The 24031-nt window shown below is 55.8% G+C and carries 23 protein-coding genes; 13 read left to right on the plus strand and 10 right to left on the minus strand.

Annotated elements, in window-relative coordinates:
* Positions 1-63 precede the first annotated feature (63 nt).
* From ACT3TY_RS09035 to ACT3TY_RS09050, 4 genes are all read left to right on the plus strand, one after another.
* Positions 64-510 carry an excinuclease ATPase subunit gene (locus ACT3TY_RS09035; protein WP_226912060.1) on the plus strand — a complete coding sequence of 149 codons (447 nt, stop codon included), beginning with the start codon at positions 64-66 and terminating at the stop codon, positions 508-510.
* Complete coding sequence (locus ACT3TY_RS09040) at positions 510-1100, plus strand: 4'-phosphopantetheinyl transferase superfamily protein (RefSeq protein WP_444627965.1); 591 nt, start codon at positions 510-512, stop codon at positions 1098-1100. The genes ACT3TY_RS09035 and ACT3TY_RS09040 overlap by 1 nt, the downstream gene beginning before the upstream one ends.
* A gap of 165 nt (positions 1101-1265) precedes the next feature.
* Positions 1266-2024 carry an MFS transporter gene (locus ACT3TY_RS09045; protein WP_444627966.1) on the plus strand — a complete coding sequence of 253 codons (759 nt, stop codon included), beginning with the start codon at positions 1266-1268 and terminating at the stop codon, positions 2022-2024.
* The gene (locus ACT3TY_RS09050; protein WP_444627967.1) at positions 2021-2389 is read left to right on the plus strand and encodes an MFS transporter; all 369 of its coding nucleotides are present in this window, start codon (positions 2021-2023) and stop codon (positions 2387-2389) included. Before ACT3TY_RS09045 ends, ACT3TY_RS09050 begins: the two co-directional genes overlap by 4 nt.
* 32 nt (positions 2390-2421) lie before the next feature.
* Here ACT3TY_RS09050 and ACT3TY_RS09055 read toward each other — a convergent pair whose 3' ends face one another.
* The 9 genes from ACT3TY_RS09055 to ACT3TY_RS09095 all read right to left on the minus strand — a co-directional run bounded on the left by ACT3TY_RS09055 (position 2422) and on the right by ACT3TY_RS09095 (position 14617).
* A complete protein-coding gene (locus ACT3TY_RS09055; protein WP_444627968.1) occupies positions 2422-3201 on the minus strand; it encodes a TSUP family transporter in 780 nt (259 codons plus the stop codon).
* Positions 3202-3232: 31 nt separating this feature from the next.
* Entirely contained in the window at positions 3233-5545 is a 2313-nt protein-coding gene (locus tag ACT3TY_RS09060; RefSeq protein WP_444627969.1) for an ATP-dependent DNA helicase, read from the minus strand.
* The gene (locus ACT3TY_RS09065) at positions 5542-7236 is read right to left on the minus strand and encodes a VRR-NUC domain-containing protein (RefSeq protein ID WP_444627970.1); all 1695 of its coding nucleotides are present in this window, start codon (positions 7234-7236) and stop codon (positions 5542-5544) included. The genes ACT3TY_RS09060 and ACT3TY_RS09065 overlap by 4 nt, the downstream gene beginning before the upstream one ends.
* 44 nt (positions 7237-7280) lie before the next feature.
* On the minus strand, positions 7281-7646 hold the full coding sequence (locus ACT3TY_RS09070; protein ID WP_193053600.1) for a hypothetical protein: 366 nt from the start codon (positions 7644-7646) through the stop codon (positions 7281-7283).
* A 57-nt stretch (positions 7647-7703) separates the two neighbouring features.
* Entirely contained in the window at positions 7704-8747 is a 1044-nt protein-coding gene (locus tag ACT3TY_RS09075; protein WP_444627971.1) for a histone deacetylase family protein, read from the minus strand.
* A 70-nt stretch (positions 8748-8817) separates the two neighbouring features.
* Positions 8818-9096 (minus strand): GIY-YIG nuclease family protein, encoded by a 279-nt coding sequence (locus tag ACT3TY_RS09080; RefSeq protein WP_444627972.1) that lies wholly within the window; start codon positions 9094-9096, stop codon positions 8818-8820.
* Positions 9097-9105: 9 nt separating this feature from the next.
* Positions 9106-13077, minus strand: a complete 3972-nt coding sequence (locus ACT3TY_RS09085) for an EAL domain-containing protein (protein WP_444627973.1) — start codon at positions 13075-13077, stop codon at positions 9106-9108.
* Positions 13078-13114: 37 nt separating this feature from the next.
* Positions 13115-14107 carry a tripartite tricarboxylate transporter substrate binding protein gene (locus tag ACT3TY_RS09090; protein WP_444627974.1) on the minus strand — a complete coding sequence of 331 codons (993 nt, stop codon included), beginning with the start codon at positions 14105-14107 and terminating at the stop codon, positions 13115-13117.
* A gap of 36 nt (positions 14108-14143) precedes the next feature.
* Positions 14144-14617: a YchJ family protein gene (locus ACT3TY_RS09095; RefSeq protein ID WP_444627975.1), complete on the minus strand. Its 474-nt coding sequence runs from the start codon at positions 14615-14617 to the stop codon at positions 14144-14146.
* A gap of 185 nt (positions 14618-14802) precedes the next feature.
* Here ACT3TY_RS09095 and ACT3TY_RS09100 point away from each other — a divergent pair, with 185 nt between their 5' ends.
* On the plus strand, positions 14803-15117 hold the full coding sequence (locus tag ACT3TY_RS09100; RefSeq protein WP_444627976.1) for a hypothetical protein: 315 nt from the start codon (positions 14803-14805) through the stop codon (positions 15115-15117).
* Positions 15118-15226: 109 nt separating this feature from the next.
* On the opposite strand, the gene argE is transcribed toward ACT3TY_RS09100, so the two are convergent.
* Positions 15227-16399: an acetylornithine deacetylase gene (gene argE / locus ACT3TY_RS09105; RefSeq protein WP_444627977.1), complete on the minus strand. Its 1173-nt coding sequence runs from the start codon at positions 16397-16399 to the stop codon at positions 15227-15229.
* Positions 16400-16618: 219 nt separating this feature from the next.
* Between argE and ugpB the strand changes: the two genes are divergently transcribed.
* The 8 genes from ugpB to ACT3TY_RS09145 all read left to right on the plus strand — a co-directional run bounded on the left by ugpB (position 16619) and on the right by ACT3TY_RS09145 (position 23954).
* Positions 16619-17947 (plus strand): sn-glycerol-3-phosphate ABC transporter substrate-binding protein UgpB, encoded by a 1329-nt coding sequence (gene ugpB / locus ACT3TY_RS09110; RefSeq protein ID WP_444627978.1) that lies wholly within the window; start codon positions 16619-16621, stop codon positions 17945-17947.
* A gap of 161 nt (positions 17948-18108) precedes the next feature.
* The gene (ugpA, locus tag ACT3TY_RS09115; RefSeq protein WP_193053612.1) at positions 18109-18993 is read left to right on the plus strand and encodes a sn-glycerol-3-phosphate ABC transporter permease UgpA; all 885 of its coding nucleotides are present in this window, start codon (positions 18109-18111) and stop codon (positions 18991-18993) included.
* An 18-nt stretch (positions 18994-19011) separates the two neighbouring features.
* On the plus strand, positions 19012-19860 hold the full coding sequence (ugpE, locus tag ACT3TY_RS09120; protein WP_193053613.1) for a sn-glycerol-3-phosphate ABC transporter permease UgpE: 849 nt from the start codon (positions 19012-19014) through the stop codon (positions 19858-19860).
* A gap of 1 nt (position 19861) precedes the next feature.
* On the plus strand, positions 19862-20917 hold the full coding sequence (locus ACT3TY_RS09125) for a sn-glycerol-3-phosphate import ATP-binding protein UgpC (RefSeq protein ID WP_444627979.1): 1056 nt from the start codon (positions 19862-19864) through the stop codon (positions 20915-20917).
* A 132-nt stretch (positions 20918-21049) separates the two neighbouring features.
* On the plus strand, positions 21050-22267 hold the full coding sequence (locus ACT3TY_RS09130) for an RNA polymerase sigma factor (protein WP_444627980.1): 1218 nt from the start codon (positions 21050-21052) through the stop codon (positions 22265-22267).
* 105 nt (positions 22268-22372) lie between these two features.
* Positions 22373-23215, plus strand: coding sequence for a VOC family protein (locus tag ACT3TY_RS09135; protein WP_444627981.1), 843 nt, complete (start codon positions 22373-22375; stop codon positions 23213-23215).
* Positions 23212-23589, plus strand: a complete 378-nt coding sequence (locus ACT3TY_RS09140) for a YciI family protein (protein WP_172117669.1) — start codon at positions 23212-23214, stop codon at positions 23587-23589. The genes ACT3TY_RS09135 and ACT3TY_RS09140 overlap by 4 nt, the downstream gene beginning before the upstream one ends.
* Entirely contained in the window at positions 23586-23954 is a 369-nt protein-coding gene (locus tag ACT3TY_RS09145; protein WP_193053616.1) for a DUF1428 domain-containing protein, read from the plus strand. The genes ACT3TY_RS09140 and ACT3TY_RS09145 overlap by 4 nt, the downstream gene beginning before the upstream one ends.
* The last annotated feature ends 77 nt before the right edge of the window (positions 23955-24031 follow it).

Genomic DNA, 24031 nt, shown 5'->3' on the forward strand with positions numbered 1-24031 from the left:
CGACTCAGTGCCACTCACACTACCTGCTCTCAGGTACTTAAACCCAGCAAGAAGGAACGCTAAATGAGCCGAGGAATGATGTTAATGGGGGTGCTACTAGGCGCTCTACTAGTAAGCACGACGAGCCATGCGCGCGACACGACACACATGCTCTCTATTGAGGACGCAATGAACACGCCCGATGCGAGAGCACGGCTTGATTCCAATATTCAATTTATCTTTGGCGACACCCCGCACGGCGAGATTACCGCCGAGCATGGTCCTGCCGTCACAAATAAAAAGACCAATGCTTTCAACAAGTCTGATGTAGAAGCCTGCGAGTGGGTCATGCTCTCGGCGCTTCTTAGCTTGCAAGACCGCGTCAAAGCGGAAGGCGGTAATGCGGTGGTTAACATTGAGAGTTTTTATGACCGTCAGCCGATGTCCTCGACCAGTGAGTATGAGTGCCATGCAGGGGCGCTTATGGCCGGTGTCGCGCTGCGAGGTGACGTTGTCACGCTAGCCGACTAATGACCGCGTATTTAGACATTGTGTTGGCCCAAGCCCCCGCTCACAGCAGCGGGGCTTGTTTATCGGCGCTGGGCAGAGAGCTTCTCTCCCAGCTTGCCGATGCTCGCGGCTACCACTGCCCTGTAAGCGAGTGGTCGCCTAGAGGCGGCGGTGCGCCGTGCCACCCAGCACTTCCGCCTCCGTGGAAAGCATGTCTCGCCCACCGCGACAACCGCGTGATTGCCGGTATCGCCACGGTCCCTGTGGGCATTGATATAGAGCATGTTCGCCTGCGGCATAAAAAACGCTTACCCGAACTGGTGGCGTGCCTGCCTGAGGCCGACGTACGCCGCAAGATACATCAGTCCGCTGTACCTCTAGACGCCTTTTACCGCGCATGGACACTCCACGAAGCGCTGTTCAAGCTGGATAGCCACTCCGGCACTCCTTCAAGCCATGTATTGAGCACCCGCCTTGGGCGGTTAGCCCCAGAGGGCAATGTGTATGCCTGGCAATGGCAGCAGCAAGGCTGGACCATCAGCCTCTGCGCACACGCAAGTTCACTTGAAATTCGCAGTCTCCCCAACCTCTCTTTTATGCAACTCGACTAACACTCGCCAACGCGGGCCGCCCCCTCCCTTACTTCCTGACGTAAAATAGTAGCTTGCTAACGACAGTGCTATCATCAGTGCCTTTGCCATCTCGATGTTCATCTAGGGAAGCTCACCATCAACCATTTAACCCATACCAAAGCCGTTCTGCTGTTTGCCAGCACCATGACGGTGATGTCGGGCGCGATTATTGCTCCTGCTTTGCCGGGTATTAGCCGCCATTTTTCGGATCATCCGCAGGTGTTGATTCAACTGATCCTGACGCTTCCTGCGCTGATGATTACGCTGTTCAGCCCGCTAATGGGCTATCTGGCCGACCGGTTTGGGCGCAAGCCTCTACTCCTGATGATGCTGTCCATTTATGGCTTGGCGGGGGGAGCGGGCTTCTTGATTGATAGCGTGAACCTGTTGTTAGCATCACGGGCGCTGATGGGCATCGCCGTGGCCGGTATTTTAAGTATTAGCACCACGCTGGTTGGCGATTATTTTGATGGCCCCGAGCGGGTGCGCTTTTTGGGTCTGCAAAGTAGCTGCATGGCGCTCGGTGGCGTGGTGTTTATTAATTTGGGTGGGCTACTCTCCGACTGGAGTTGGCGGGGACCTTTTCTGCTCTACCTGACTGGGGTTTTTCTACTGCCTTATGCCTGGACGATGCTCAAGGCGCCTAAGCTTCAAAGCAATGCGCAGGCAGGCCACGTTAACGCACCGGTGAGCGTCGACTATGTGCGCACCGGAATTGCCTATTTGGCGGGCATGCTGAGCATGATGATGTTTTATATGTTCCCGGCGCAGTTGCCTTTCTTGCTTTCAGAACAGGGTGAGGTCAGCGGTTTAGCCATCGGTATTGCGCTCTCCACCGCCGCCTTTACCGCCAGCATCGTGTCGTTCTGCTATGGCTACTACAAACCCTTTTGTCGGTTATGACGATCTATGTGGCGGGCTTTGTATTGGCCGCGCTGGGCTTTCTGGTGGTGGGCCTTACGCAGAGTTATGCCATGGCGATTGTCGGTGCGGCCATTTCGGGGCTTGGCCTGGGCGCTTTTATGCCCAACACCACGGCCTGGCTAATGCGTATTACGCCACAGCGAGTGCGTGGCCGCGTGTTTGGTGGCTTTACCGCCACCTTCTTTCTTGGTCAGTTTATCTCGCCCATTGCGGTCGCCCCTGCGGTTACCTGGCTTGAGTCACTGCGCAATGTTTATACCGGCATGGCCGTGCTCTGCTGCGTGTTGGCGGTGATACTGGTTATCCTGGGCAGGACGCTGCTACGCGCTGACAGCACGCTTTAAGCGGTAGCAACGTTTTCATGCCAAGCCGAGAATCAAGAAGGCGAAAATACCAACCCAATGATGCTGACAAAGATCAGCACCGCGCCCAGCACCCGGAAAAACACGCCCGTATCGGCTTTGATGATATAGCGGTGCGCCCGCTCACCCACCAGGTGCCCGGCATACGCGCAGGGCAATAGCCATAGCTGATGGATCAGCTGTAGGTCCACACCGGCAAACACAAACGAGATCATCTTGATCACGACCAGAATGAACCACAGCACGAACATGGTATCGCGCAACTGCTCCTTGGCGACATGTGAGGCAAACACCGCCACAATCAGCGGCGCACCAATCAGCGACGTACCGCTGACATAGCCGCCCAGGGCCAGCAGCACATAGTCGACGTACTTGTTGTTGCTTTGAAACGGCTTATTGAGCACATAGCCAATAGCGTAGACCAGCACGATGCCGAAAATGATGCTGGTCATGATATTGGCAGGCAGCGTTAACAGGCCCACCACGCCAACCAGCTTGGGGATGATCATGATTTTCAGGGCCTTGCGTAAATAGGCCCAATCAATATTGCTCTGTACCGGCGCGTTGCCACTCTCCCGCTTTATTTGGCGATTACCCTGCCAGGCAATCCAGCTGGAGAAGATCAGCAGATGAATGGCGATAATCGGCAGGAAAAGCAGCGGATCGTTAACGACCAGCAGTAGAAACGGCAACGCCAGTACAGCGCCGCCAAACCCCAGGCTGGTTCTAACAAAACCGCTCCAGGCAAAAATCAGCCCGATCAACGCATACTGATACCACAACAAATCCGCCATTCACTTGCGTCCCTGGTTATCACGCTGGTTATCAAAATGATGATCCGCCTATCGCCCACCAGCTGGGTAACAGCGCCTGCACGCGGGTGTGGGCAAAGCGATCATCCATTAATACCACAACCCCTTCGTCGTTGGGGCTGCGGATCACTCGCCCGGCGGCTTGTACTACCTTGATCATCCCCGGAATGCGGTAGGTGTAGTCGTCGCCCTTGCCAAACCGCGCTGTGAGGCGCGCTTTAAGCGCTTCGTTGAAGGCGTTAAATGGCGGCAAGCCCAGCGTTGCAATAAACGCTCCAATCAGCCGGTCGCCGGGCAGGTCGATGCCTTCAGCAAAGGCGCCGCCCAGTACGGCAAAGCCGATGCCCTGCCCACCCGGCGTAAAACGCTGCAAGAACGCTTCGCGCTCGGCTTCACGCATGCCCGGCGTTTGGACAAATGCAGGGATGTCAGGGTGCTGTTCACAAAACCGCTTAAGCGCGGCTACGAGGTAGGTGAAACTGCTAAAAAATGCCAGGTAGTGGCCCGGCGCCTGCTCGTACTGCTGGGCCATTTCGGCCACCATCGGCGCAAGCGACGCCTCCCGGTCGCGAAAGCGGGTCGAGATATCCCGGCGAATGCGCACTTCAAGCTGGCGGGCCACAAAGGGCGAGCACACTTCGCGCCATACCGTGTTCGCTGGCAGGCCCAGCAGGTCACGGTAATAATGGGCAGGCGTTAGGGTGGCGGAGAACAGCACGGTGCTATGCGCAGCGTTGAAGCGTGGCGCTAAAAAGTCCGCCGGTATCAGATTACGCAAACCGATTAGCGCCTTCCCTCGGCCTTTTAACGTGAGATCACACAGCGAGTGATCGCCGAAATTCTCCGCCAGGCGGCAAAATGCCAGCGCCTCAAACAGCAGCTCCTGCAACTCATAAGAGATATCTTCGGGGTGCTCGCCCAGGTGGTTGGTGATCGAGGCGGCAACGTTCTGAAGGGCGCCCACCAGTTTATCGGGTAGCGACTCAAGCAGGTGATAGCCTTCCCGTTCCGTATCATCCGGCTTACTTTCGGCGACGTCTTTCACCACGGCCTGCCACTGCCGGCCAAGGCTTGCCAATGAGCGGCTCAGCGCTTTCGGGGCGCTACGCTGAACGCAGTTAAAACGCTGCCGGTCAAGCTCGGCGCTATACATGCCACGTGCCCGCTCGACCAGGTTGTGCGCTTCATCCACCAAGAGTCCCACTCGCCAATCATTAGCTTGTGCTAGGCCATGCAGCAGCGCATGACGATCAAACCAGTGGTTAACGTCGCCCACAATCACATCGGCCCAGCGCGCCAATTCCTGGCCCAGGTAATAAGGGCAGACGCTGTGAGCAAGCGCCACCTTACGCAGCGCATCGCGATCCCACCAGCTTTCAGCCACGGCGGCCTGGCGTGCAGCGGGCAGGCGGTCATAGAAGCCAGCCGCTAACGGACAGGCATCACCATGGCAGGCGGTTCCCGGGTATTCGCAGGCCTTTTCACGGGCAATGAGTTCCAGCACACGCGGCGCGCTGTTATCAGAATGTTCGGCGGATTGTACAGAAGGGCGAAGCTGAGCCAGGGCGTCCAACGCCAAGCGGCGCCCTGGCGTTTTCATGGTCAGAAAAGCAATGCGATCAAGCTGCTGGCGAGGCATGGCGGTGAGCATGGGAAACAGCGTGCCCAGCGTTTTGCCGATCCCGGTAGGTGCCTGTGCCAGCAGGCAGCGCCCGGTGCTGGCGGCCTTGTAAACATCTTCGGCAAGCTCACGCTGGCCGGGGCGAAACGTGGCATGGGGAAAGCTGAGTTTTGTTAACGCTAAATCACGCGCCTTGCGATGCACCGCTTCCTGTTCGGCCCAGGCAATAAAGCGCTCACACTGGATGATAAAAAACGCCTCAAGCTCGGCTGCCTTGGCATTCTGGTGGAGCAGCGTCTCTTTTTCAGTGGCGATATCCAGATACACCAGCGTGAGCGTGACCTCCTCCAACTCGCGCGCTTTGCATAACAGAGCGCCGTAGATCTTCACCTGCGCCCAGTGCAGCGCGCGCTGGTTATCAGCCATGCGCTCAAGGTTACCGCGGTAGGTCTTGACCTCCTCCAAACGGTTTTCGGCAGGATCGTACCCATCGGCGCGTCCGGTGACGGTGAGGCTTTTGTAGATACCGGAAAGCGGCATTTCGGCAATGTAGTCATCGCCTCGGCGGCTGGCGACCAGGGTATGCCCGGCAATGCCTTCCTGGGCGCTGGGCGATGGGGTAAAGCGGTGGTCCAGATCGCCTTCACGGGCGGTAAAATCACACAGTGCGCGAACGGCTATCCGATACTCCGTGGCGCTACTCATAACGTACCTGGCGAGCCAGCCAACCACTGCACGTAACACACCGCAACCGGAATACGATGCTGATGAAAAAACGCCAGCCAGCGGCGCTGATTATCCTGAAGCCGGTCACCAGGGCCTTTCACTTCGATAAGCCGATAGCGAGGCTCATTTGGCGGCGCGTTTGGCAGAAACTGGATCAAGTCGGGCAGCCCTGCCCGGTTGGCTTTAATATCTTGTAAAAGCCGCCCAAAGCAGGCTTTCAAGTGGGCAGCGGGCAGGCACTCAAGCGCCAGCGCTAAAAGCGTTTCGTCCAGCAATGGCCAGTGTACAAAGGGGGACGCTAGGCCATATTTTTGCTGCCAGGTTGTGTGAATCGTCTGCCGGTAGCTGCCATCCTCTAGCTGTGCCAGGCACTCATCAAATAAACCACGCCGCCGGGCGACGAAATCTTCACGATAGAGATCCGCGGGCCCGCTATGAAACGGATGAAAAAACGCCCCTGGCAGAGGAGCAAAGATAGCGGGCCAACAGAGCAGGCCAAACAGTCCGGTAATGAGCGTGTTTTCCGCATAGTACACCGGTGCTTCAGGCGTACCGACGTGCTGCCCAACGGCGCGCTCTACCGGCTGAGGGCCGGGAAGCGTTAACTCCCAGCGCGTGTAGACGGGCTCATGCACCGGCGGCTGCGCCTCCATTTTCAACTTTTTACGCAGCCGAGGCAGCAACCGAGCGAGTGCCTGCGCTTCGGTTTCATTGGGCGTAAGTTGCTGGGCATTCATTGCCAGCTCAAATGCCTCCTGATACCTACCCAGCCGCTCCAATACGCGCAGCTGGCGAACGCGGGCTTCACTGCTATCCGCTTGTGCATAAAGTAAAACGGCCTGCTCGGTTTGGCCACTGCGCTCCGCTTCGCGGCCCATCTGCAACAGCACGCGGGCGTGCCGAGTCGCTAACCAGGCGTTAGCAGGTTTGGGCGGTAGCTCACGCTGTAGATGTTCAAGTGACTCGCCCTCTTCAAGGCGCTGCCTAAGCCTATGCAAGACGAAGTAAGCACTCACTTCCTCGCGTTTCTGAAAGGCACGTGAGGCGGCGGTAAACGGTACGTTTTCAAACCGCTGAAGCCCAAGCTCCGTCAGCACGAACTCGGCCCAGTCCTGGCGCAGGTTGCCAAAGAACATCAGCCGTAGCCGGTCGCACACGTCCATTACATTAAGGCGCACGATGCTGTCCGACGCTTTTGGCCACCACTCGGTTAACGGTTTTATCTCGGTGAGCTGGGGCGTTAGCGTGGCCTGGAGTACCGCTTTGCCAGCAGACGCGGGCAACCCCGCATCGCGTATAGGCGTTGCCAAGGCAGAGCGCAGCTCGGCCAAGCGCAGTTGATGAAACAGCTCATTCACACTCAGCGCCGGGGCAGTATCCACCCAACCAAGCGAGGCCAAAGGTGCGAGGGCATCTGCCGTGTCGCCTATTTCCGGGTAGTTGAGTTTGTAAAGCCGGAACAGCTCGCCCTTGCGCATTACCATACGGGTAAGCAACGCCTGGGAAGAGCGCGGCAGCGTATCAAAGCGGCTTATAAAGGTGAGTTCGTCAGTATCTAGAAGGTCAGCGTGGCGCTCACCCACCCACCCCAGCACGAAGCGGAAGTTCGTCAGGTAGTAGAAGGGGTCGTCGAGCGAAGCAGTAACGGAAGTGGCAGAAGCACTGTTCATGCATCCATTGTATCAGCGCGATTTGCCCCGCGTCATGGGCTATTTCAGCCCACGCGGTGCTGCCTTAACACCTCAAGTGCATCATCCACTTCGTCATGGGAAACGCTGGAAGACACGGGGGATTGGCGGGTGGTGCGAGGCTTCGCACTATCACCTACCAGTACGTACCATTCGGCTTCGGTGAGGTAGTGCTGACACCAACGACCCAGGCCGTCGGCGACTACGTCACGGCTCTGCTCGCCACCGCGAAAGCCGTGGGCCAAGTAAAGCAGGTCCTGCCGGGCGGTGCGCGCACGGGCATTGCCGCCATGCACCTTGGAAAGCGGGCAGCGCCGGTCGTAGGCCGCGTTGGTTAACGCATTAAGCCAACGCTCCAATTCATGCCCCTGAATACCGCCGTAAACTGCCACGCCTGCGCTCCCTGCCCGTTAGTGGGGGCGTTAGCCTGCCCTAATAAAGGCCAGCTGTCATCTATCTCGCGAGTTTATCTGCTCAAACCCTTGTAGCACATTGACGACGTTGACACCTATTTCTTCAACCGCATAGCCTCCCTCCATTAAAAAGGTAGTGGGTAGACCGGCTTCTGCCAAACGCTTGCCCAAGGCAATAAAGTCATCACGCTTGAAAGTGAACGCGCTAATAGGGTCGCCTTCGAAGATATCCACGCCGAGCGATACGATCAACAGCTCACACTCATGGGTTTTGATGGCGATAAGCGCCTGCTCCAGCGTTCGCATCCAGGTGGCTACGCTAGTGCCAGGCGCCATTGGGTAGTTGAGGTTGAAACCCTGCCCTTCGCCCGTACCGGTTTCATCGGCGTAGCCTAGATAGTAGGGAAAGGTCACATCAGGGTCGCCATGTAGCGAAGCAAACAGAACGTCGTTACGCGCATAGAAAATCTGTTGGGTGCCGTTACCATGGTGGAAGTCGACATCCAGCACCGCCACGCGGCGTCGGCCTGCATCCAGCGCGTGCTGGGCAGCAATCGCGGCATTGTTAAAAAAGCAGTAGCCACCAAACTGATCAAATGCAGCGTGGTGCCCCGGCGGGCGGCACAACCCAAAGCTGGGCTCTCCTGTGGCCAAGGTATATTCCACGGCGCCCAACGCGGCATCCTTACTCGCCATGGCCGCTTCAAAGGTGCCTTCACAAATAGAGGTCTCCGCCGCAAGCGCATAGTAGCCAAGCTGACCACTCACCGAGTGCGGAATTTTATCCTGTCGCAGGGTGCGCGCTGGCCAGATATTGGGGATCGCCTCACCGCTATGCCCAGCTGCTTGCCATGCCTGCCAGCAGGTTTCAAGGAAGCTGACGTAACTGGCGTCGTGAACCGCACATACCGGCTCTAGGCCATAGGCGCCAGGAGCGCATACTTCGAAACCGGCCTGACGCAGTTGTTCGAGCACTAGGTCAACACGCTCGGGGCACTCAAAGGGGCTGACAAGCGCCCCGTCATGAAGCTCAGTTCGCGCCTGGCGCAAACGGCTATCCTCAGAGAAAAACGTCAGCATGTTGGCTCCTGAATAACCGGGAAAGGCGGGCAGGCTCGTATAAAAACGAGCGCTTTAGCTTTACGTTAGCTTAATCCACTTCTATAGAAAGCGGCCAGCGCGTTGCCCAATGACGTTTTTGAACAGAGGTTTTCTGTTTCAACTGATACTCTGCCCGGCTGGCGGCGGCCCTATCTTCAAACGGCTGGGCGCCCAGCAGAGCAACCGGTGGGTTAGCACGGGTATAACGCGCCCCTTTGCCCGCACAGTGGGTGCGATAGCGTTTGGCGATATTGTTGGTGATGCCCACATAAGTCCCGCGTCGGCACTCTAATAAGTAAACATACCAAGGGGTTGAGGGTAACGACATCCCAGCTCCTTAGGGAGATAAATGGGCAATAAAGGCTTGCAGGGCTTCCACTGGCATCGGCTTGGCCAGTAAATAGCCCTGGAAAATATCACACTGATAGCCCAGCAGGCGCTGATACTGCTCTTCAGTCTCCACTCCTTCAGCCACGACCTTGAGCCCCAAATGGTGAGCCATGGAAATAATCCCCTGCACAATCGCCGCGTCATCGTAGCTATTGGTGAGTTCATTAATAAAGCTGCGGTCAATTTTCACCGTGCTAATAGGCAGGTCCTTAAGATAACTAAGGCTTGAATAGCCCGTACCAAAATCATCAATCGACACGCCAATGTGCATACTGCGCAGGGCATGCAGCGTATCAATCGCACCTTCGGCGTTATCCGTCAAAATACCTTCGGTCAGCTCCAGACTCAGCTGTTCCGCCGGTAGGCCGGTGGTTAGCAGGGTTTGGCGCAGCGTGGCGAGAAAATTGGAGCGCTGGAACTGGAGCGGTGAAAGATTAACCGCCACACGTATTTTACCCAGCCCTTGTTGCGCCAGTGACTGCATATCCTGGCAAGCACGTTGGAGTACCCACTCGCTGATCGGAATAATTTGCCCGGTGGTTTCTGCCAGCGGAATAAACCGCGCAGGAGAGATAAAGCCTTTTTCCGGATGCTCCCAACGCAATAGCGCTTCCACACCAACAAGCTTTCCCTCCCGATTCATTAACGGCTGGTAATGCAGTGCGAACTCTTCGCGCTCAATGGCTTCCTGGAGATCATTACGCAGCACCATGCGCTCGCTAACCGTATCGGTAAACGCGTGGGCAAACCACTCGTAGGCATTACGCCCTTGCTGCTTGGCCTTGTACATCGCCATATCGGCTTGTTGAATCAGCGTTTGTGGCTGAAGTGTATCTGGCTGGCTCATCGCGATACCGATACTCGCGGTCAGGTAAAGCTCTTGGGATTCAATACGGTAAGGGCGCGCCAACATAGGTAGCAACCGCTCCACCAAATCAACAACGTCAGACTCGTCGTTAATCGCCGTTTGCAGAATAACGAACTCATCCCCGCCCATACGGGCAACCGTATCCTCAGGCCTGACCGCATTGATAAGCCTACGGGCAACTTCGACCAACACCTGATCACCCACTGCATGCCCCAAATTGTCGTTAATGGGCTTGAAATCATCCAGATCCACAAACAGCACGGCCAGGCGCTTTTTATCCTTACCCAGCCTGGAAAACTGCTTTAACAGCATTTCCTCAAAGAATGTACGGTTAGGCAGGCGGGTCAGGTCATCATGTGAAGCATTGTGAGCCAAACGCGCCTCGTACGCTTTATGCTCGGAAATATCTTGCTGTACGCCGACAAAGTGCGTTACCTGATCGTCCTGGTCGCGTACCGGTGCTATATACAGATCATTCCAGAATAGCGTGCCATCTTTGCGGTAATTGCAGATAGTGACGTTGACGTCTTTCTGCTCATTAATACAAGCACGAATGCGTTGGATAACCACCGGGTCGCTGCCAGGCCCCTGAAGCAGGCGACAGTTTTTACCAAGGATTTCCTCCTGGCGATATCCCGTTATTAACGTAAACGCTTTATTGGCATAAACAATGGGCAAATCAGGCTGTCCAGCATCGGCGATCACAATGCCGTTAACGCTGGCTTCCACACTGCGCTCCAGGATACGCAGGCGAGACTCCTGTTGACGAGCAGCCGTCACCTCCTGAGCAATGGCATGCACCCCTTGCACGGTGTTATGCACCACCATCGGCAGGTGAATAATATCCAATTGATGCAAACGACCCGCGCGGTCTTTCAGACTGAGTTCATATCGGTCAATCCCCCCTTGCAGGGCCGTTTCGATATAGGCCTCTACTCGCGTCACATCCTGCTCAGCAATAAAGAAGGTGAACGGCTTGCCGAGCATTTCCTCAACGGAGTAACCGGTCAGCGACGCGCAGGTGGCATTGGCCGTTACAAAGCAGCCCGCCTCATCCAGGGTAAATACCGCATCAGGATGATGGGTAAACAATGAGCGATAGCGCTGCTCGCTCTCCTCCAACGAGCTCCGCACCTGAAAACGCTCAACAGCCAGCGCCATCAAGCCCGCCGCTTTTTCAATTCGCGCCGTATCGGCACTGTCTGGGGTGCTGGGCTTTGGGTAGTAAACCGCAATAGTGCCTACCAGTTGGCCCTCGCCACCGTAGACAGGGCTCGACCAACAGGAGGCAAGCCCGGCCTGTTTGGAAACGCCATGATAGCCCCGCCAGCGCTCGTCCTCGGCAATATTAGCGCATATCACCGTTGCCCCCTGGTAGGCGGCACTACCACAAGCGCCATTATTCGCGCTGATCAAAATGCGTTGTATCGCGCTGCGGTAGGCGGCGGGCAGCCGGTCTCCCGCAATGAACTCCAGGTGAGTACCTGTATCGTTAGCCAACATGACAGAACAGAGTGCCGAAGGTAACTCGCGCTCCAACATAAGACACAGACTTTCCAGCGTTTCCTTTAGGGGCTGCTCTTGGGCAATCATGTGCTGAATCGCCTGCTGGTCTTCCAGTGACTGACGCGTCTGAACAAGCTCGCGGGCACGAGCAACACTGACGCTCACAACGCCAAGACTAAAAGCCAACAAACCACTAAGCAGCAAGCTACCTAACGCAACCGCAAACGACAGCAGGTTCAATTGATGCCAGTTGTGCTGGTTACCTGGGTAGGCATAAAGCACCAGGTTAATGCCGCCGGGCAAGCCGATATAGCGTGACGCCAGCGCAAGCTCTGGCGTTTCCATACGGTCGGCAGCAAAGCCAGCGGGGTGTAGCTTCATCAGCGGCATGTCATCACGATTCACGCTCACCTGGAAAGGGCCCACCTCTAGGCGTAACTCGTTTTCCAACATGGTGGCCAGGTTAAAACTGGCGAACAGGTAACGATTGTTAGCGGGAACCGGGATAACAAATATCGCTTCGTGGGGGCGGCTGGTATCCGTCATCAACATCCTTGGACGACCGAGCGGAATTTGCATCCAGGCACGTGTTTGCTCTTCCTCCAACTGCTGACGCAGCCATCGTTCCATTTCAGCCGTCCGCCCCTCTCCCCACTCCCAGGACAACTGCTGCTGATCAACTATCGCAATGGCGCTAATACTGGGGATGTCCCGCAGATAGTGTTGTGCGTCATTATCCAGCAGGCTCACATCCCAGTCTGTGCCCATGGCGTTCAGCCGTTCCGCCATTCGTTGCATTAATCGCAAGCGGTCTTGTGTTGCCCGCTCGATATTGAGTTGAACGTTATCCAATAGATAGGCGGCTTGCTGTTGCAGCGACGTTTGTTGATAGGCGTTTAACAATAGCCAGATAAAACAACTGATCGTAACGCCCCATAGCGAGGCGACGACGGTCACCCGGCCTGGATTTAGACGTTGCGGTTTACCCCGTAAGCCTGCTGCCAGCATGGCGGTACCTAAAAAGCAGGTAATGACCAATGCACTCATGGGCGACGATGAGAACAGAGGAGATGCACCGCTTAGCGTAAGCCATAGTTTTCCAACCACAAAAAGGGCAAGCCCCCACAGGCTTAGCCCACCGGCTATCCATAACCAGCGCCGCCATGCGGTAGAAAGCCCCAACCAAAAGCACACCCCAATCATTAAAAAAAAGCCTGCCGACAAGCTGGTGATACGCGGCCCATTGCTGAGCCATGAGTCGCCTCGACCGCCTTCCAGGCTATTATGTACCAAGGTGTAGGTGACAACCAAAAACAGAGATAAGATACTGATAGTTCTTGTTTTTCTCCACCCCTGAAGCGACGCCAGCAGCGCAATGCCGACCAGCAGAGTGACCAGTGCTCCATCCGGCACTAGCGTTGCAAAAAATGGCCGTGTCGGCACACTGAGACCGACCACCACCCCGACGACTCCCATGCAAACGAGGGTTGCCGATATCATAAGTAGCAGGGTTTCCAACGCCAATTGGCGCGTATTTATCCGCATGGTTCTACGCCCCATCAGGCCTTGGCATTGATATCTTTCACCGTCCCAAGTGTACCCGTTCTGTGAGTGATACCAGCTCATTAAATTGCTCATCCAAATAGTCGCGATAAGTGCTCAGCGACCGATAATCAATTAATGAGCCATACTCATGTGTAATCCGATGACGTAATGGCTCGCTGGCAAGCGCGTAAGCTAACGCATCGTTCAAAACGGCAAGCTCTCCCGATGGTGTTCCTGCAGGCGCAAACACTCCTCGGTCGCTCGTATGGACCAGATCAATTCCCTGCTCACGAAGCGTAAGAACGTCCGGCAACCCAGAGAGTCGCTCACTCCCCGCTACGGCCAGTGGCACCAAGGCACCCGAGACAAAAAGAGTGCCCGCCGAGGGCAGATTAAGCATGGCGAAATCAATTTCTCTAGCCACCAAAGCTTCTACCTCGGAGGCCGTATCAGGAAAATGAACCAACTGTACATCCGAGAGCGAGATACCGCTTTGTTCAAAAAACTGCAGCCAGAACAAGTGGTCGGTGGAGTTAGCGATAACGCCAAACTTGAGCGGGGTTGAGGAAGTCTGCACTAACGCGCCAATATCGCTGGCTTGTTGGGCCGCATGCCCTGCATACGTGGCGGGAATATTAATCGTGCGAACCAGCAGTGACACCGGCGCAAAGTCTGCATGGGAAAACGAAGCGAGCCCCGCCAGGTACGAAAGATCAATTGTTTGATGACTGCCGAGCAACGTATAACCATCGGGCGAGGCATTTTTGACATACTGAGCGCCCCGCATGGCTTCACGACCGGGCATATTAACCACAAGCACAGGCTGGTCTAGATAAATTTGTGCCGTGTCAAAAATATCCCGAAACAGCACATCGGTCGCCCCTCCTAAACCAAAGGGAATGACAACGGTAATTTCTCTATCCGGGTACCGATTTTCAGCAAACGCGAACGTCGTTCCCCACAATAGCAACCCACTGACAAACCCTAATGTGATGCAATAACGAGCGAGTCCCCTGCCACTATATGCCATGACATCAACCCCTCGTTTTTATTAGTTAACGCATAGCTACTCTTTGCAACATAGCTTTAATTTTCGGCCGCTACCACAAAAGCAGGGATCGTTACGCCGCGGCTTGAGACGCACGACATCAGGCGTACCATCCACGTACCACCACCGGCTCTGCTCAAACACGAAACGCGAGTTTTCTTCAAGCATGTGCCAGCGGCCACGCTCTTTGAAATAAGCGCGAAAATGAACATAACCTTTATCAGCATCGGGGGGCGTCTCTTCGGATGCTGCTTTAACAATGATGAGAGCCTTCCACTCGGTATTAAGGTCCGGTGATAGCGCTTCAGGGCGAGTGCTCACGTGCCAAGTGGCAAGCACGTAGTCGCATAGATTCAGCGCAAAGGCACTGTAGCGAGAGCGCATTAGCGCTTCCGGGGTAGGGGCTGGCGCGCCATCGTGGTAACGGCCGCAGCATACGTCAGTCGACAACCCTGTACCGCAAGGGCAACTTTTTTCAATTAGAGACATCATAGAAAGGCTCATATATCACGGTCACTTAAGCCTAACCGATAATCCTTAAAACCGTCCTACACATGGCCTATGTTTTCGTTCGATTTTGGCCCCATATTAAGCGTATAGTGACTGAGCAAGATTTTTTTGACTTACGGAGTACGAAACACGACCCAAGATTCTTTCCAAATGCAGCGGAGGTTCTCATGAAGGTTTATAAACCCGAATGGCAGTGCACGTTTAGCGTAAACGAAGGCGCAGAAGAATCAGCCAACTGGAAAGAGCGAGTCGCCTGGCGACTGCGGGCGATAGCCGACCGTTTGGACGGTGCTGGTCGGACGCTGAAGGTTAATTGTCATGTTTCTCCTCAGGTCAGCCAGGAGGAAATGGATACCTGCCTGGGCAAAGGGTTTGAAGTGACCCAACAGCTGTTAACCCAGTTGGCGCATCAGCAAGCGTGTGAAGATGTGATGCGCAATGCCAAAGCCGAGCTTTTCGAACAGAACCACCAGCATCATTAACATGGAGGAGGCTCCCACCCGTTGAGCGGGTGGGTTGAAATGCGTCCATTCACATCGTTTTCAAACACGTTCTCAGATACCTTTCCCCACGACGTTTTCAAGTGCTTGTCTAATCAGCGTGATAGGGCTGGTGTAGCGCGTCTCCCAAACGCCCCATAAACGCCAGGCACGCTTCAAGTTCGCTTTTCTCAATATACTCATCCGGCTGATGCGCTTGAGCGATACTGCCCGGACCCAGAATAATCGTTTGTAACCCTTGGCCTTGAAATTGCCCCGCCTCGGTGGCGTAGGCCACTGCGTGGTTGCAGCACTCACCTGGCAGGTGGTCCTTGGCCAAGCGCAGTACGGCGTGATTATCTCGGTCGGCAAGGCCTGGCACCGTTACATTCAGCGGCTCGGTCGTAATCTGGACGTCCTTGCCACGCGCCCTTAGCTCGGCACTTAACGCGTCGGCATACGCTTCAAAACGAGCGAACACCTCATCAAACGTCTCGGTGGGCAGGTGGCGTATTTCCCACTCAAACTGGCACTCACGCGCCATGATATTGATCGCCGTACCGCCCTTGATCTTGCCTACGTGGAGGCTGGTGTGGGGTACGTTAAAGGCGTCGTCTACCTTGCCCTCCTCCACCAACGCCGCCATGGTGTCTTCGATGAAGGTGACCAGTCGCGCTGCCACATGAATGGCCGAAGTGCCCTGATTCACCTGACTGCTGTGCGCTTCGCGCCCTACGACGGTGGTGCGCAGATTAGTGGCGCCCTTCTGGGCCACGACGGGCTGCATGCTGGTCGGCTCACCAACAATGACGTGCGCGGTGGTTGAGTAGTGCTCGTAGAACCGTTTGATCAGCGCAGGCGCACCGACACAGCCAACCTCCTCGTCATAGGAAAAACCAAAATAGATCGGCTGCTGCAAAGGCGTTTTCACCCACGTGGGCACCATGGCAAGAGCGCAGGCAATGAAGCCTTTCATATCACAGGTGCCACGGCCGTAAAGCTTACCGTCTTGGCCGTCATGCAGGGCGAAAGGATCTGTCGACCAGGGCTGGCCTTCCACCGGCACCACATCGGTATGGCCGGAGAGCATCACCCCACCTGGCGCATCAGGGCCTATACGGGCAATCAAGTTCGCCTTGGTGCCGCAGGGGCTCATCACCCGTTCGGAGGCGACGCCGTACTCTTCAAGATAAGCTTCGACAAATTCGATCAGCGCCAGGTTAGAGCCACGGGAGGTAGTATCGAAAGAGACCAGTTTGGTTAATAGCGCTATTGCGTCACTCATACGACTCTCATTAGTTATGCACATTGTCTCAACCCTATCATCGCCCTCGCAGAGCGCCTACTACCAATGCCCTTGGATAAAACCCAAAGCTTTTATAAAACCTTGGTCCAGTTAGCATTCATCAAAATGTCATCTACACTCATTATTGTTCAGTGCACCCACAAATCTTAAAAAACGCATTGTGCCACCTGGCTCGCGCCAGGCCCAAAAGGAGCTCACATGTCTCGTTTTATGTTACGCGCGTTATCTACTGGCATCACCGCGGCTACGCTGAGTGTTTCCGCCCACGCCGCTACCGAGATCACCTGGTGGCACTCCATGGGCGGCGAGCTGGGCGAGCGCTTGAGCGCGCTTGCCGAAGACTTCAATGCCACCCAGGATGGGTACCGTGTTACGCCCTCCTATCGGGGTGAATACGAACAAACCATGGTTAACACCATTGCCGCTTTCCGCGCAGGCGAGCAGCCCCACATCGTACAAATTTACGAAGTGGGCACCGGCACCATGATGGCCGCCCAGGGCGCTATCTATCCGGTGTTTGAGCTGATGGAAGAGCACGGCAACACCTTTGATCCGGCTGATTATCTGCCCGTGGTAACCGGTTACTACACCGACACCAACGGCAACATGCTCTCCATGCCGTTCAACTCGTCCACACCGATTCTTTACTACAACAAAGCCATTTTTGAAGCGGCTGGCCTCGACCCTGAATCACCGCCTACTACGTGGGCTGAGATGGGCGAGATGGGTCAACAGATTGTCGATGAAGGCGCGGCCTCTTGCGGCTTCACCATGGCCTATGCGGCCAACTGGGTCGGCCTTGAGAACTTCTCAGCGCTGCACAATCAGTCCATCGGCACCCAGGAAAACGGCTTCGGCGGTCTGGACACCGAGTTTGCCTTTAACGGCGACGTACAGGCGCGCTTTTGGGATCAGTTGAAAGAGTGGTCGGATAGCGGCGTCTACAGCTACGCAGGCCCAGCAAACGGCCCGGACGCGGCACCCTCGTTCTATTCCAGCGACTGCGCGATGTACATGAACTCGTCAGCGTCACGCGCCGATGTGTTGGCTAACTCCGACTTCGACGTAGGTTTTGGCATGCTGCCCTACTACGACGACGTAGACGGCGCACCGCAAAACTCAATCATCGGCGGCGCGACTCTGTGGGTACTTTCCGGCCATGAAGACGACGAGTACACCGGCGTTGCTGAATTCCTTGAGTATCTCTCCTTGCCTGAGATTCAGGCCGAGTGGCACCAGGGAACCGGCTACCTGCCGATTACCACTGCCGCTTACGAGCTGAGCCAGGAGCAGGGTTACTACGATGAGAACCCAGGCGCGGATATTGCCATCGAGCAGATCAACTTAAACGAGCCGACAGAGAACTCCAAAGGCCTGCGCTTTGGCAACTACCCCCAAGTGCGCATGGTTCTGGACGAAGAGTTCCAGGCCGTACTAGCCGGCAACAAGAGCGGTCAGCAAGCCCTGGATGATGCGGCAAGCCGCGGCAACCAGATCCTGCGCGACTTTGAGGCAGCCAATAACTAAGCGCTTCGCGTTACTTGTCAACAAACCCCGGCTTTTATAGCCGGGGTTTGTTATAGGAGCCATCCCATACGCCCAAGTCACCGGGGCCTATGGGATGGCTTACTTCCTGGCAGCTGAGCACAGCGGCCAGCCGCACCAACGCCCGTACGACAGGATGTGTCATGCAGACCAAACGTTCCACCTATCAAAACCGGTGGCTCCCTTTCTTACTGTTAGCGCCGCAGTTGGCGATTACGCTGGTGTTTTTTATCTGGCCGGCAAGCCAGGCGGTTAAGTCGAGCTTCGAGCGCACCGATGCGTTCGGCTTTAAAACAACGTTTGTCGGTCTGGAGAACTATGCACGCGTTCTGGCCGACCCCAGCTACCTGAACGCGCTGGGGCGCACCGCGATTTTTTCCGTCTCGGTGACGGTACTTTCCATGAGCCTGGCGCTTTTACTGGCCGTTTGCGTCAACCGTGTGCTGAAGAGCGCCAAGTTCTACACCACGCTTCTGGTATGGCCTTACGCCGTCGCCCCAGTGGTAGCAGGTGTGTTGTGGTGGTTTCTGTTCAACCCCACCATCGGCCTCCTGCCGCATCTGCTCGACTGGTTCGGTATCAGCTGGAATCACCGCGTTTCGGGCTCTCAAGCAATGATTTTGATCACCATTGCCGCCGCTTGGAAGCAGATCTCCTATAACTTCCTGTTCTTCCTGGCAGGGCTGCAATCTGTTCCGCAGTCACTCATGGAGGCAGCGGCCATTGATGGCGCGGGCCCCTTCAAGCGCTTCTGGACCATCGTGCTCCCGCTGCTATCGCCCACCACCTTCTTTTTGCTGATCATCAACATCAACTACGTGATGTTCGATACCTTCGGGGTGATTGATGCCACCACCGCAGGCGGGCCTGGCCAAGCCACCATGACATTGGTCTACAAGGTCTACACCGATGGCGTAGCGGGGCTGAATATAGGCTCCTCATCCGCCCAGTCGGTCATGCTGATGGGCATCGTGATTATCTTGACGTTTATCCAGTTCCGATACGTGGAACGCCGGGTCAACTACTAGTGCGTTAAGGAAGTAAACATGGTTGAAAACAGACCCTTTCTAAATATTCTGACCCACCTGGTGCTGATTGCAGGCGTATTGGTGGTGGCGTTTCCGGTGTACGTGGCCTTTATCGCCTCGACCCACGAATCCAGCGCCTTCGTGCGTGGGGTGCTGCCGCTGCTTCCCGGCGACAACATGTTTGCATCCTACCGGCAGATGCTCAGTTCCGGTTGGCAGGTAGGCGGCACGCCGCCGGTCTGGCTGATGCTGGGTAACTCGCTGATCATGGCGCTAACCATTGCGATCGGTAAGATCGCCATTTCGATTCTTTCCGCTTTTGCGATTGTCTATTTCCGCTTTCCGTTTCGCATGCTGGCGTTCTGGATCATTTTTATCACGCTGATGCTACCGGTCGAAGTGCGCATCATCCCCACCTACGCCGTTGTGGCAGATCTCGGCATGCTGAACTCCTATGCGGGCTTAACCCTGCCACTGATTGCCTCCGCTACCGCGACCTTCCTGTTCCGCCAGTTCTTCATGACCGTACCGGAAGAGCTGATGGAGGCCAGCCGAGTGGATGGCGCCGGGCCGATGAAGTTCTTCAAGGACATATTGCTGCCGGTATCGATCACCAATATCGCCGCTCTCTTCGTGATCATGTTTATTTACGGCTGGGTGCAGTACCTGTGGCCACTGCTGGTCACCACCGATGAAGACTTCTACACCATCGTGCTGGGCATCAAGCGCCTGATGGCCTCGTCCGACCGCGTACCCGCTTGGAACCTCATTATGGCGACCGTCACGCTCGCCATGCTGCCGCCGGTATTAGTGGTGCTGTTTATGCAAAAACTGTTCGTGAAAGGCCTGACCGAGACGGAGAAATAAGATGGCCAGTATTACCTTGGAAGGGCTTAGAAAAACCTACGCAGGCGACGTCCATGCCGTTAAAGGCATTGACCTGGCGATTGAAGACGGTGAGTTTGTGGTGCTGGTAGGCCCTTCAGGCTGCGGTAAATCCACGCTGTTACGTATGGTAGCCGGGCTTGAAACGATTACCGACGGCACGCTCAAGATTGGTGATCGGGTGGTCAACAATCTCGAACCCGCCGAGCGCGATATCGCCATGGTGTTTCAGAACTACGCGCTCTATCCGCATATGACGGTGTACAACAACCTCGCGTACGGGTTGAAAAACCGTGGCTTTAAAAAGCCCGAGATCGAAGAGCGGGTACGTAAAGCGGCCAAAATGCTTGAAATCGAAGAGTATCTGGAGCGCAAGCCGCGCAAGCTCTCCGGCGGTCAGCGCCAGCGCGTGGCCATGGGCCGGGCATTGGTGCGCGAGCCCGCGGCCTTCTTGTTCGACGAACCGCTCTCCAACCTGGATGCCAAGCTGCGCGTGCAGATGCGTGTGGAGATCAAGCAGCTTCAGCGCCGCTTGAAGACCACCAGCCTCTACGTAACCCACGACCAGTTAGAAGCGATGACGCTGGGCGACCGTTTGGTGGTGCTTAGCGCTGGCAAAATCGAGCAGGTAGGCACGCCCATGGAAATCTATGCGCGCCCTGCGTCGATGTTTGTAGCAGGTTTTATCGGCTCGCCTGCGATGAATATGGTACCGCTTGAGTACCTGCAAACGCGCGGCACTCATGACCTGCTAAACGATCTTCCCGCCGATACCGACACAGTCGGCATTCGCCCGGACGATATGCGCCTATCGCCACCCGATGCACCCCACCTGGTGGTCGACTCCACGCTGGAGCTTTTTGAAGCCGCCGGCGCCGAGAGCCATCTTTACGTGCGGCTCGCCGACAGCGACCAGCCCACCGTGATTCGGGTAAGCGGCCAGCCGCCGGTCAACGAAGGCGAAACACTACGTTTCTATGTCACCCGCGAAGCGCTGCACCCGTTTAACAGTGTAACCGGCCAGCGCGCGGGGGATTGACTCGCCTTTTACGAAAACAACAGCCAGTAGAAAAAGAGCAAGTAAAAAGGGGCGCTATAGGCTAGGTTTGAGAAAGCATTATTGACTATTATCCACTTTGGCGCCCCTATAGATGCGAATGGGTCTTCTACCATGCGTCCTAAACCCTCCTTACTCGACACCCTTTATCGTACTCATGCCAGACGTGTTCAGGCGACCCTGATTCGTCTGCTGGGCGATTTCGAGCTTGCTGAGGAAGCCATGCAAGATGCCTTTGTAGCCGCGGTTCAACAGTGGCCTGCCAAAGGCTCCCCCGATAACCCTCAGGCGTGGCTGATCCGCACCGGCTATTACTGCGGAATCGATCAAATTCGTCGACGCAGTACAGCACGACGCCGGGCACATTTGCTATTACCGATGGAAGAAACCTGGGAATTCGACGATGTCGCTATCGCAGATGACTCACTGCGGCTGCTGTTTACCTGCTGCCACCCAAGCTTAAGCATAGAAGCACGCCTTGCGCTAACACTACGAGAGATGTGCGGGCTAACCACCGAACAAGTCGCCCGTGCCCTACTGATGAAACCTTCAACCGTGGCACAGCGCATCGTACGGGCAAAACGCAAGATTCGCGATGCGCATATTCCCTATGCGGTACCTGCGCCGGAGGCATTGCCCGAGCGTTTGCCGGACGTACTCCAGATTATTTACCTGGTTTTCAATGAAGGTTATTCAAGCAGTAGCGGCACGGCGGTGGTCGATATCAGCCTGACCCGCGAGGCGCTACGTCTTGGCGAGGAACTGGCAGCGTTGCTACCCCAGGGTGAAGTGTTTGGGCTACTGGCACTCATGCTGCTTACTAACGCCCGCCGGGATGCCCGCCAGGATCAACAAGGCGGCCTGGTCACACTGGAAGCGCAAAACAGGCGCTTATGGCACCAGAAGGAAATTCACACAGGTATTGAGTGGCTCGAACAGGCACTCGCCCTTACCCCTGTTGGTTTTTATACCCTCCAAGCCTCAATTGCCGCCGTACACGCCCAAGCCCATGACCCTGGGCAAACCGACTGGGCACGGGTTGTCCGGCTGTATGACGCTTTATGCCGCCATTACCCATCGCCTGTCCTGACCTTGAATCGCGCGGTGGCCGTTGCCATGCATGATTCCCCAGCAACCGGATTGAGCCTGCTTGATGAGCTATCTCATCATCCTCAACTCTCTCGCTACTATTTATTGTATGCGGCACAGGCGGATTTGCTACGTCGACAGGGCAACAATGACGCCGCGCGCGATGCCTACCAAAAGGCCCTGACATTAACCTCTCAGTATCCAGAAAAACGCTTTTTGCTCGACAGATTGACCGAACTTTAAGCATCGCTATAAAAACATCGTTATAAAAAAATAATCTGCAGGCCTGTCGATTTGCGAACACGCCAGACGTCTAGAGAGTATCCACCACAATAAAAGAGACTCTCAATGAAATTCATGCTGATACGGCGTGCCGATGCGGCCACCGAAAATGGCGTTATGCCATCCCAGGAAATGCTTGCCGCCATGGCTGATTACAACGAGCGCATGATGCAGGCAGGCGTACTCGTAAGCGGCAACGGCTTACATCCAACAAGCGATGGTTGCCTGATCCAGTTCAATAACGGCACTCCCACTATCCTCCCCGGCCCTCTGGCTCCTGCCAGTGAGCGTATCGCTGGTTATAGCGTGCTGGAGACACCTTCACTTGACGTCGCTTTGGAGTGGGCACAACAGTGGCCAACGCTGGATGCCGACGGCAACGTACTCCTTGAGCTAAGGCGCTACTTTACACTTGAGGAGTTTGAGCCCGGCACAGGCCTGGATAAGCATCACGACCATGCTCGCGTATCGGATGCCATGAATGTGTATGTCGCCTTTCCTGGCACCTGCCGGGAAGCCATGCAGTTCTATGCCGACGTGCTCGGCGGCCACATAGAGTGCTTGCTGACTTACGCAGAAACCCCAGCGGCGGAACATGCGCCCCCTTCACTGCATGACCGCATCATCCACGCCTCGCTGAACCTACGCGGTCGTCGCTTGATGGGCGCCGACATGGCGCCTGAACAGCACATGCCACCACATGGCGTGCAGATTCAGCTGGAGTATCAGGAGATCGAGCAAGCCTCCCTAACCTTTACACGGCTTGCCGAAGGCGGAGAGGTGATCATGCCTTTTGAACCAACATTCTGGTCTGCAGGGTTTGGCATGGCCACTGACCGCTTTGGCGTACAGTGGATGATCAATGTGTCGGCGGATAGTTGCCTTTCTACTGAAGGAGAAACGCCATGAAATATGCGGCCTTAGTGTATTACCAGGAACAACTTATTAGTGCCATGAGCGACCAGGCGTGGCATGACCTTAATCAGGAGTGCATCGCGGGGGTAGAGCGACTGAGCGCTCAAGGAAGTTACCTGGCCGGTGAAGCGCTGCAGCCAATAGACACCGCTACCACGGTGCGTGTACGCAATGGCGAGACAGTGATTACCGACGGTCCGTTTGCGGAAACCAAAGAACAGCTTGCCGGTTTTTACCTGCTCGAAGCGCGTGATTTAAACGAGGCGCTACAGCTAGCCAGCCGCATTCCACCCGCGAGACTCGGCAGCATTGAAGTACGCCCCATTCGAGAACTCCCGCCCAAAGCCCAGACTGGAGAAGCATCATGAGCACCACCACTCAACGCTATATTGATGGTTTTGTCGCGGCCGTGCCCACGGCTAATAAAGAAATATTCATCGAGCACGCCCGTGTTGCTGCCGAAGTTTTCAAAGAGCATGGCGCGCTGCGGGTAGTCGAGTGCTGGGGCGAGGATGTCCCCGAAGGGGAAATCACCTCTTACTCCATGGCTGTTCAGCGCAAGGATAATGAAACCATTATCTTCTCGTGGATCGAATGGCCATCCCGCGCCGTGCATGATGAGGCGATGCCCAAGGTCATGAAGGACCCACGCTTACAGCCGGATATCAATCCAATGCCGTTTGATGGCAAGCGGGCGATATTCGGTAGTTTTGCCACGCTTATCGATGAGTGACCAAGCTTCTGCCTGGCTTTCATGACTCTGAATAAGGGCCGCCTCTACGTAACGTCCAGACGGCCCGTCATCCGCGT

The organism is Halomonas sp. AOP22-C1-8, from assembly GCF_052378905.1.
Taxonomy (GTDB): Bacteria; Pseudomonadota; Gammaproteobacteria; order Pseudomonadales; family Halomonadaceae; genus Vreelandella; species Vreelandella citrativorans.

What these genes read in the sequence shown, in the direction of transcription:
- ugpE (WP_193053613.1), top strand. Translation starts at nt 19,012, where the DNA reads ATGGTTGAAAACAGACCCTTTCTAAATATTCTGACCCACCTGGTGCTG.
- ACT3TY_RS09080 (WP_444627972.1), bottom strand. Translation starts at nt 9,096, where the DNA reads ATGTCGTTACCCTCAACCCCTTGGTATGTTTACTTATTAGAGTGCCGA.
- ACT3TY_RS09100 (WP_444627976.1), top strand. Translation starts at nt 14,803, where the DNA reads ATGAAGGTTTATAAACCCGAATGGCAGTGCACGTTTAGCGTAAACGAA.
- ACT3TY_RS09065 (WP_444627970.1), bottom strand. Translation starts at nt 7,236, where the DNA reads ATGAACAGTGCTTCTGCCACTTCCGTTACTGCTTCGCTCGACGACCCC.
- ACT3TY_RS09045 (WP_444627966.1), top strand. Translation starts at nt 1,266, where the DNA reads ATGACGGTGATGTCGGGCGCGATTATTGCTCCTGCTTTGCCGGGTATT.
- ugpA (WP_193053612.1), top strand. Translation starts at nt 18,109, where the DNA reads ATGCAGACCAAACGTTCCACCTATCAAAACCGGTGGCTCCCTTTCTTA.
- argE (WP_444627977.1), bottom strand. Translation starts at nt 16,399, where the DNA reads ATGAGTGACGCAATAGCGCTATTAACCAAACTGGTCTCTTTCGATACT.
- ACT3TY_RS09130 (WP_444627980.1), top strand. Translation starts at nt 21,050, where the DNA reads ATGCGTCCTAAACCCTCCTTACTCGACACCCTTTATCGTACTCATGCC.
- ACT3TY_RS09090 (WP_444627974.1), bottom strand. Translation starts at nt 14,107, where the DNA reads ATGGCATATAGTGGCAGGGGACTCGCTCGTTATTGCATCACATTAGGG.
- ACT3TY_RS09060 (WP_444627969.1), bottom strand. Translation starts at nt 5,545, where the DNA reads ATGAGTAGCGCCACGGAGTATCGGATAGCCGTTCGCGCACTGTGTGAT.
- ACT3TY_RS09040 (WP_444627965.1), top strand. Translation starts at nt 510, where the DNA reads ATGACCGCGTATTTAGACATTGTGTTGGCCCAAGCCCCCGCTCACAGC.
- ACT3TY_RS09095 (WP_444627975.1), bottom strand. Translation starts at nt 14,617, where the DNA reads ATGATGTCTCTAATTGAAAAAAGTTGCCCTTGCGGTACAGGGTTGTCG.
- ACT3TY_RS09125 (WP_444627979.1), top strand. Translation starts at nt 19,862, where the DNA reads ATGGCCAGTATTACCTTGGAAGGGCTTAGAAAAACCTACGCAGGCGAC.
- ACT3TY_RS09035 (WP_226912060.1), top strand. Translation starts at nt 64, where the DNA reads ATGAGCCGAGGAATGATGTTAATGGGGGTGCTACTAGGCGCTCTACTA.
- ACT3TY_RS09085 (WP_444627973.1), bottom strand. Translation starts at nt 13,077, where the DNA reads ATGCGGATAAATACGCGCCAATTGGCGTTGGAAACCCTGCTACTTATG.
- ACT3TY_RS09050 (WP_444627967.1), top strand. Translation starts at nt 2,021, where the DNA reads ATGACGATCTATGTGGCGGGCTTTGTATTGGCCGCGCTGGGCTTTCTG.
- ACT3TY_RS09135 (WP_444627981.1), top strand. Translation starts at nt 22,373, where the DNA reads ATGAAATTCATGCTGATACGGCGTGCCGATGCGGCCACCGAAAATGGC.
- ugpB (WP_444627978.1), top strand. Translation starts at nt 16,619, where the DNA reads ATGTCTCGTTTTATGTTACGCGCGTTATCTACTGGCATCACCGCGGCT.
- ACT3TY_RS09055 (WP_444627968.1), bottom strand. Translation starts at nt 3,201, where the DNA reads ATGGCGGATTTGTTGTGGTATCAGTATGCGTTGATCGGGCTGATTTTT.
- ACT3TY_RS09145 (WP_193053616.1), top strand. Translation starts at nt 23,586, where the DNA reads ATGAGCACCACCACTCAACGCTATATTGATGGTTTTGTCGCGGCCGTG.
- ACT3TY_RS09140 (WP_172117669.1), top strand. Translation starts at nt 23,212, where the DNA reads ATGAAATATGCGGCCTTAGTGTATTACCAGGAACAACTTATTAGTGCC.
- ACT3TY_RS09075 (WP_444627971.1), bottom strand. Translation starts at nt 8,747, where the DNA reads ATGCTGACGTTTTTCTCTGAGGATAGCCGTTTGCGCCAGGCGCGAACT.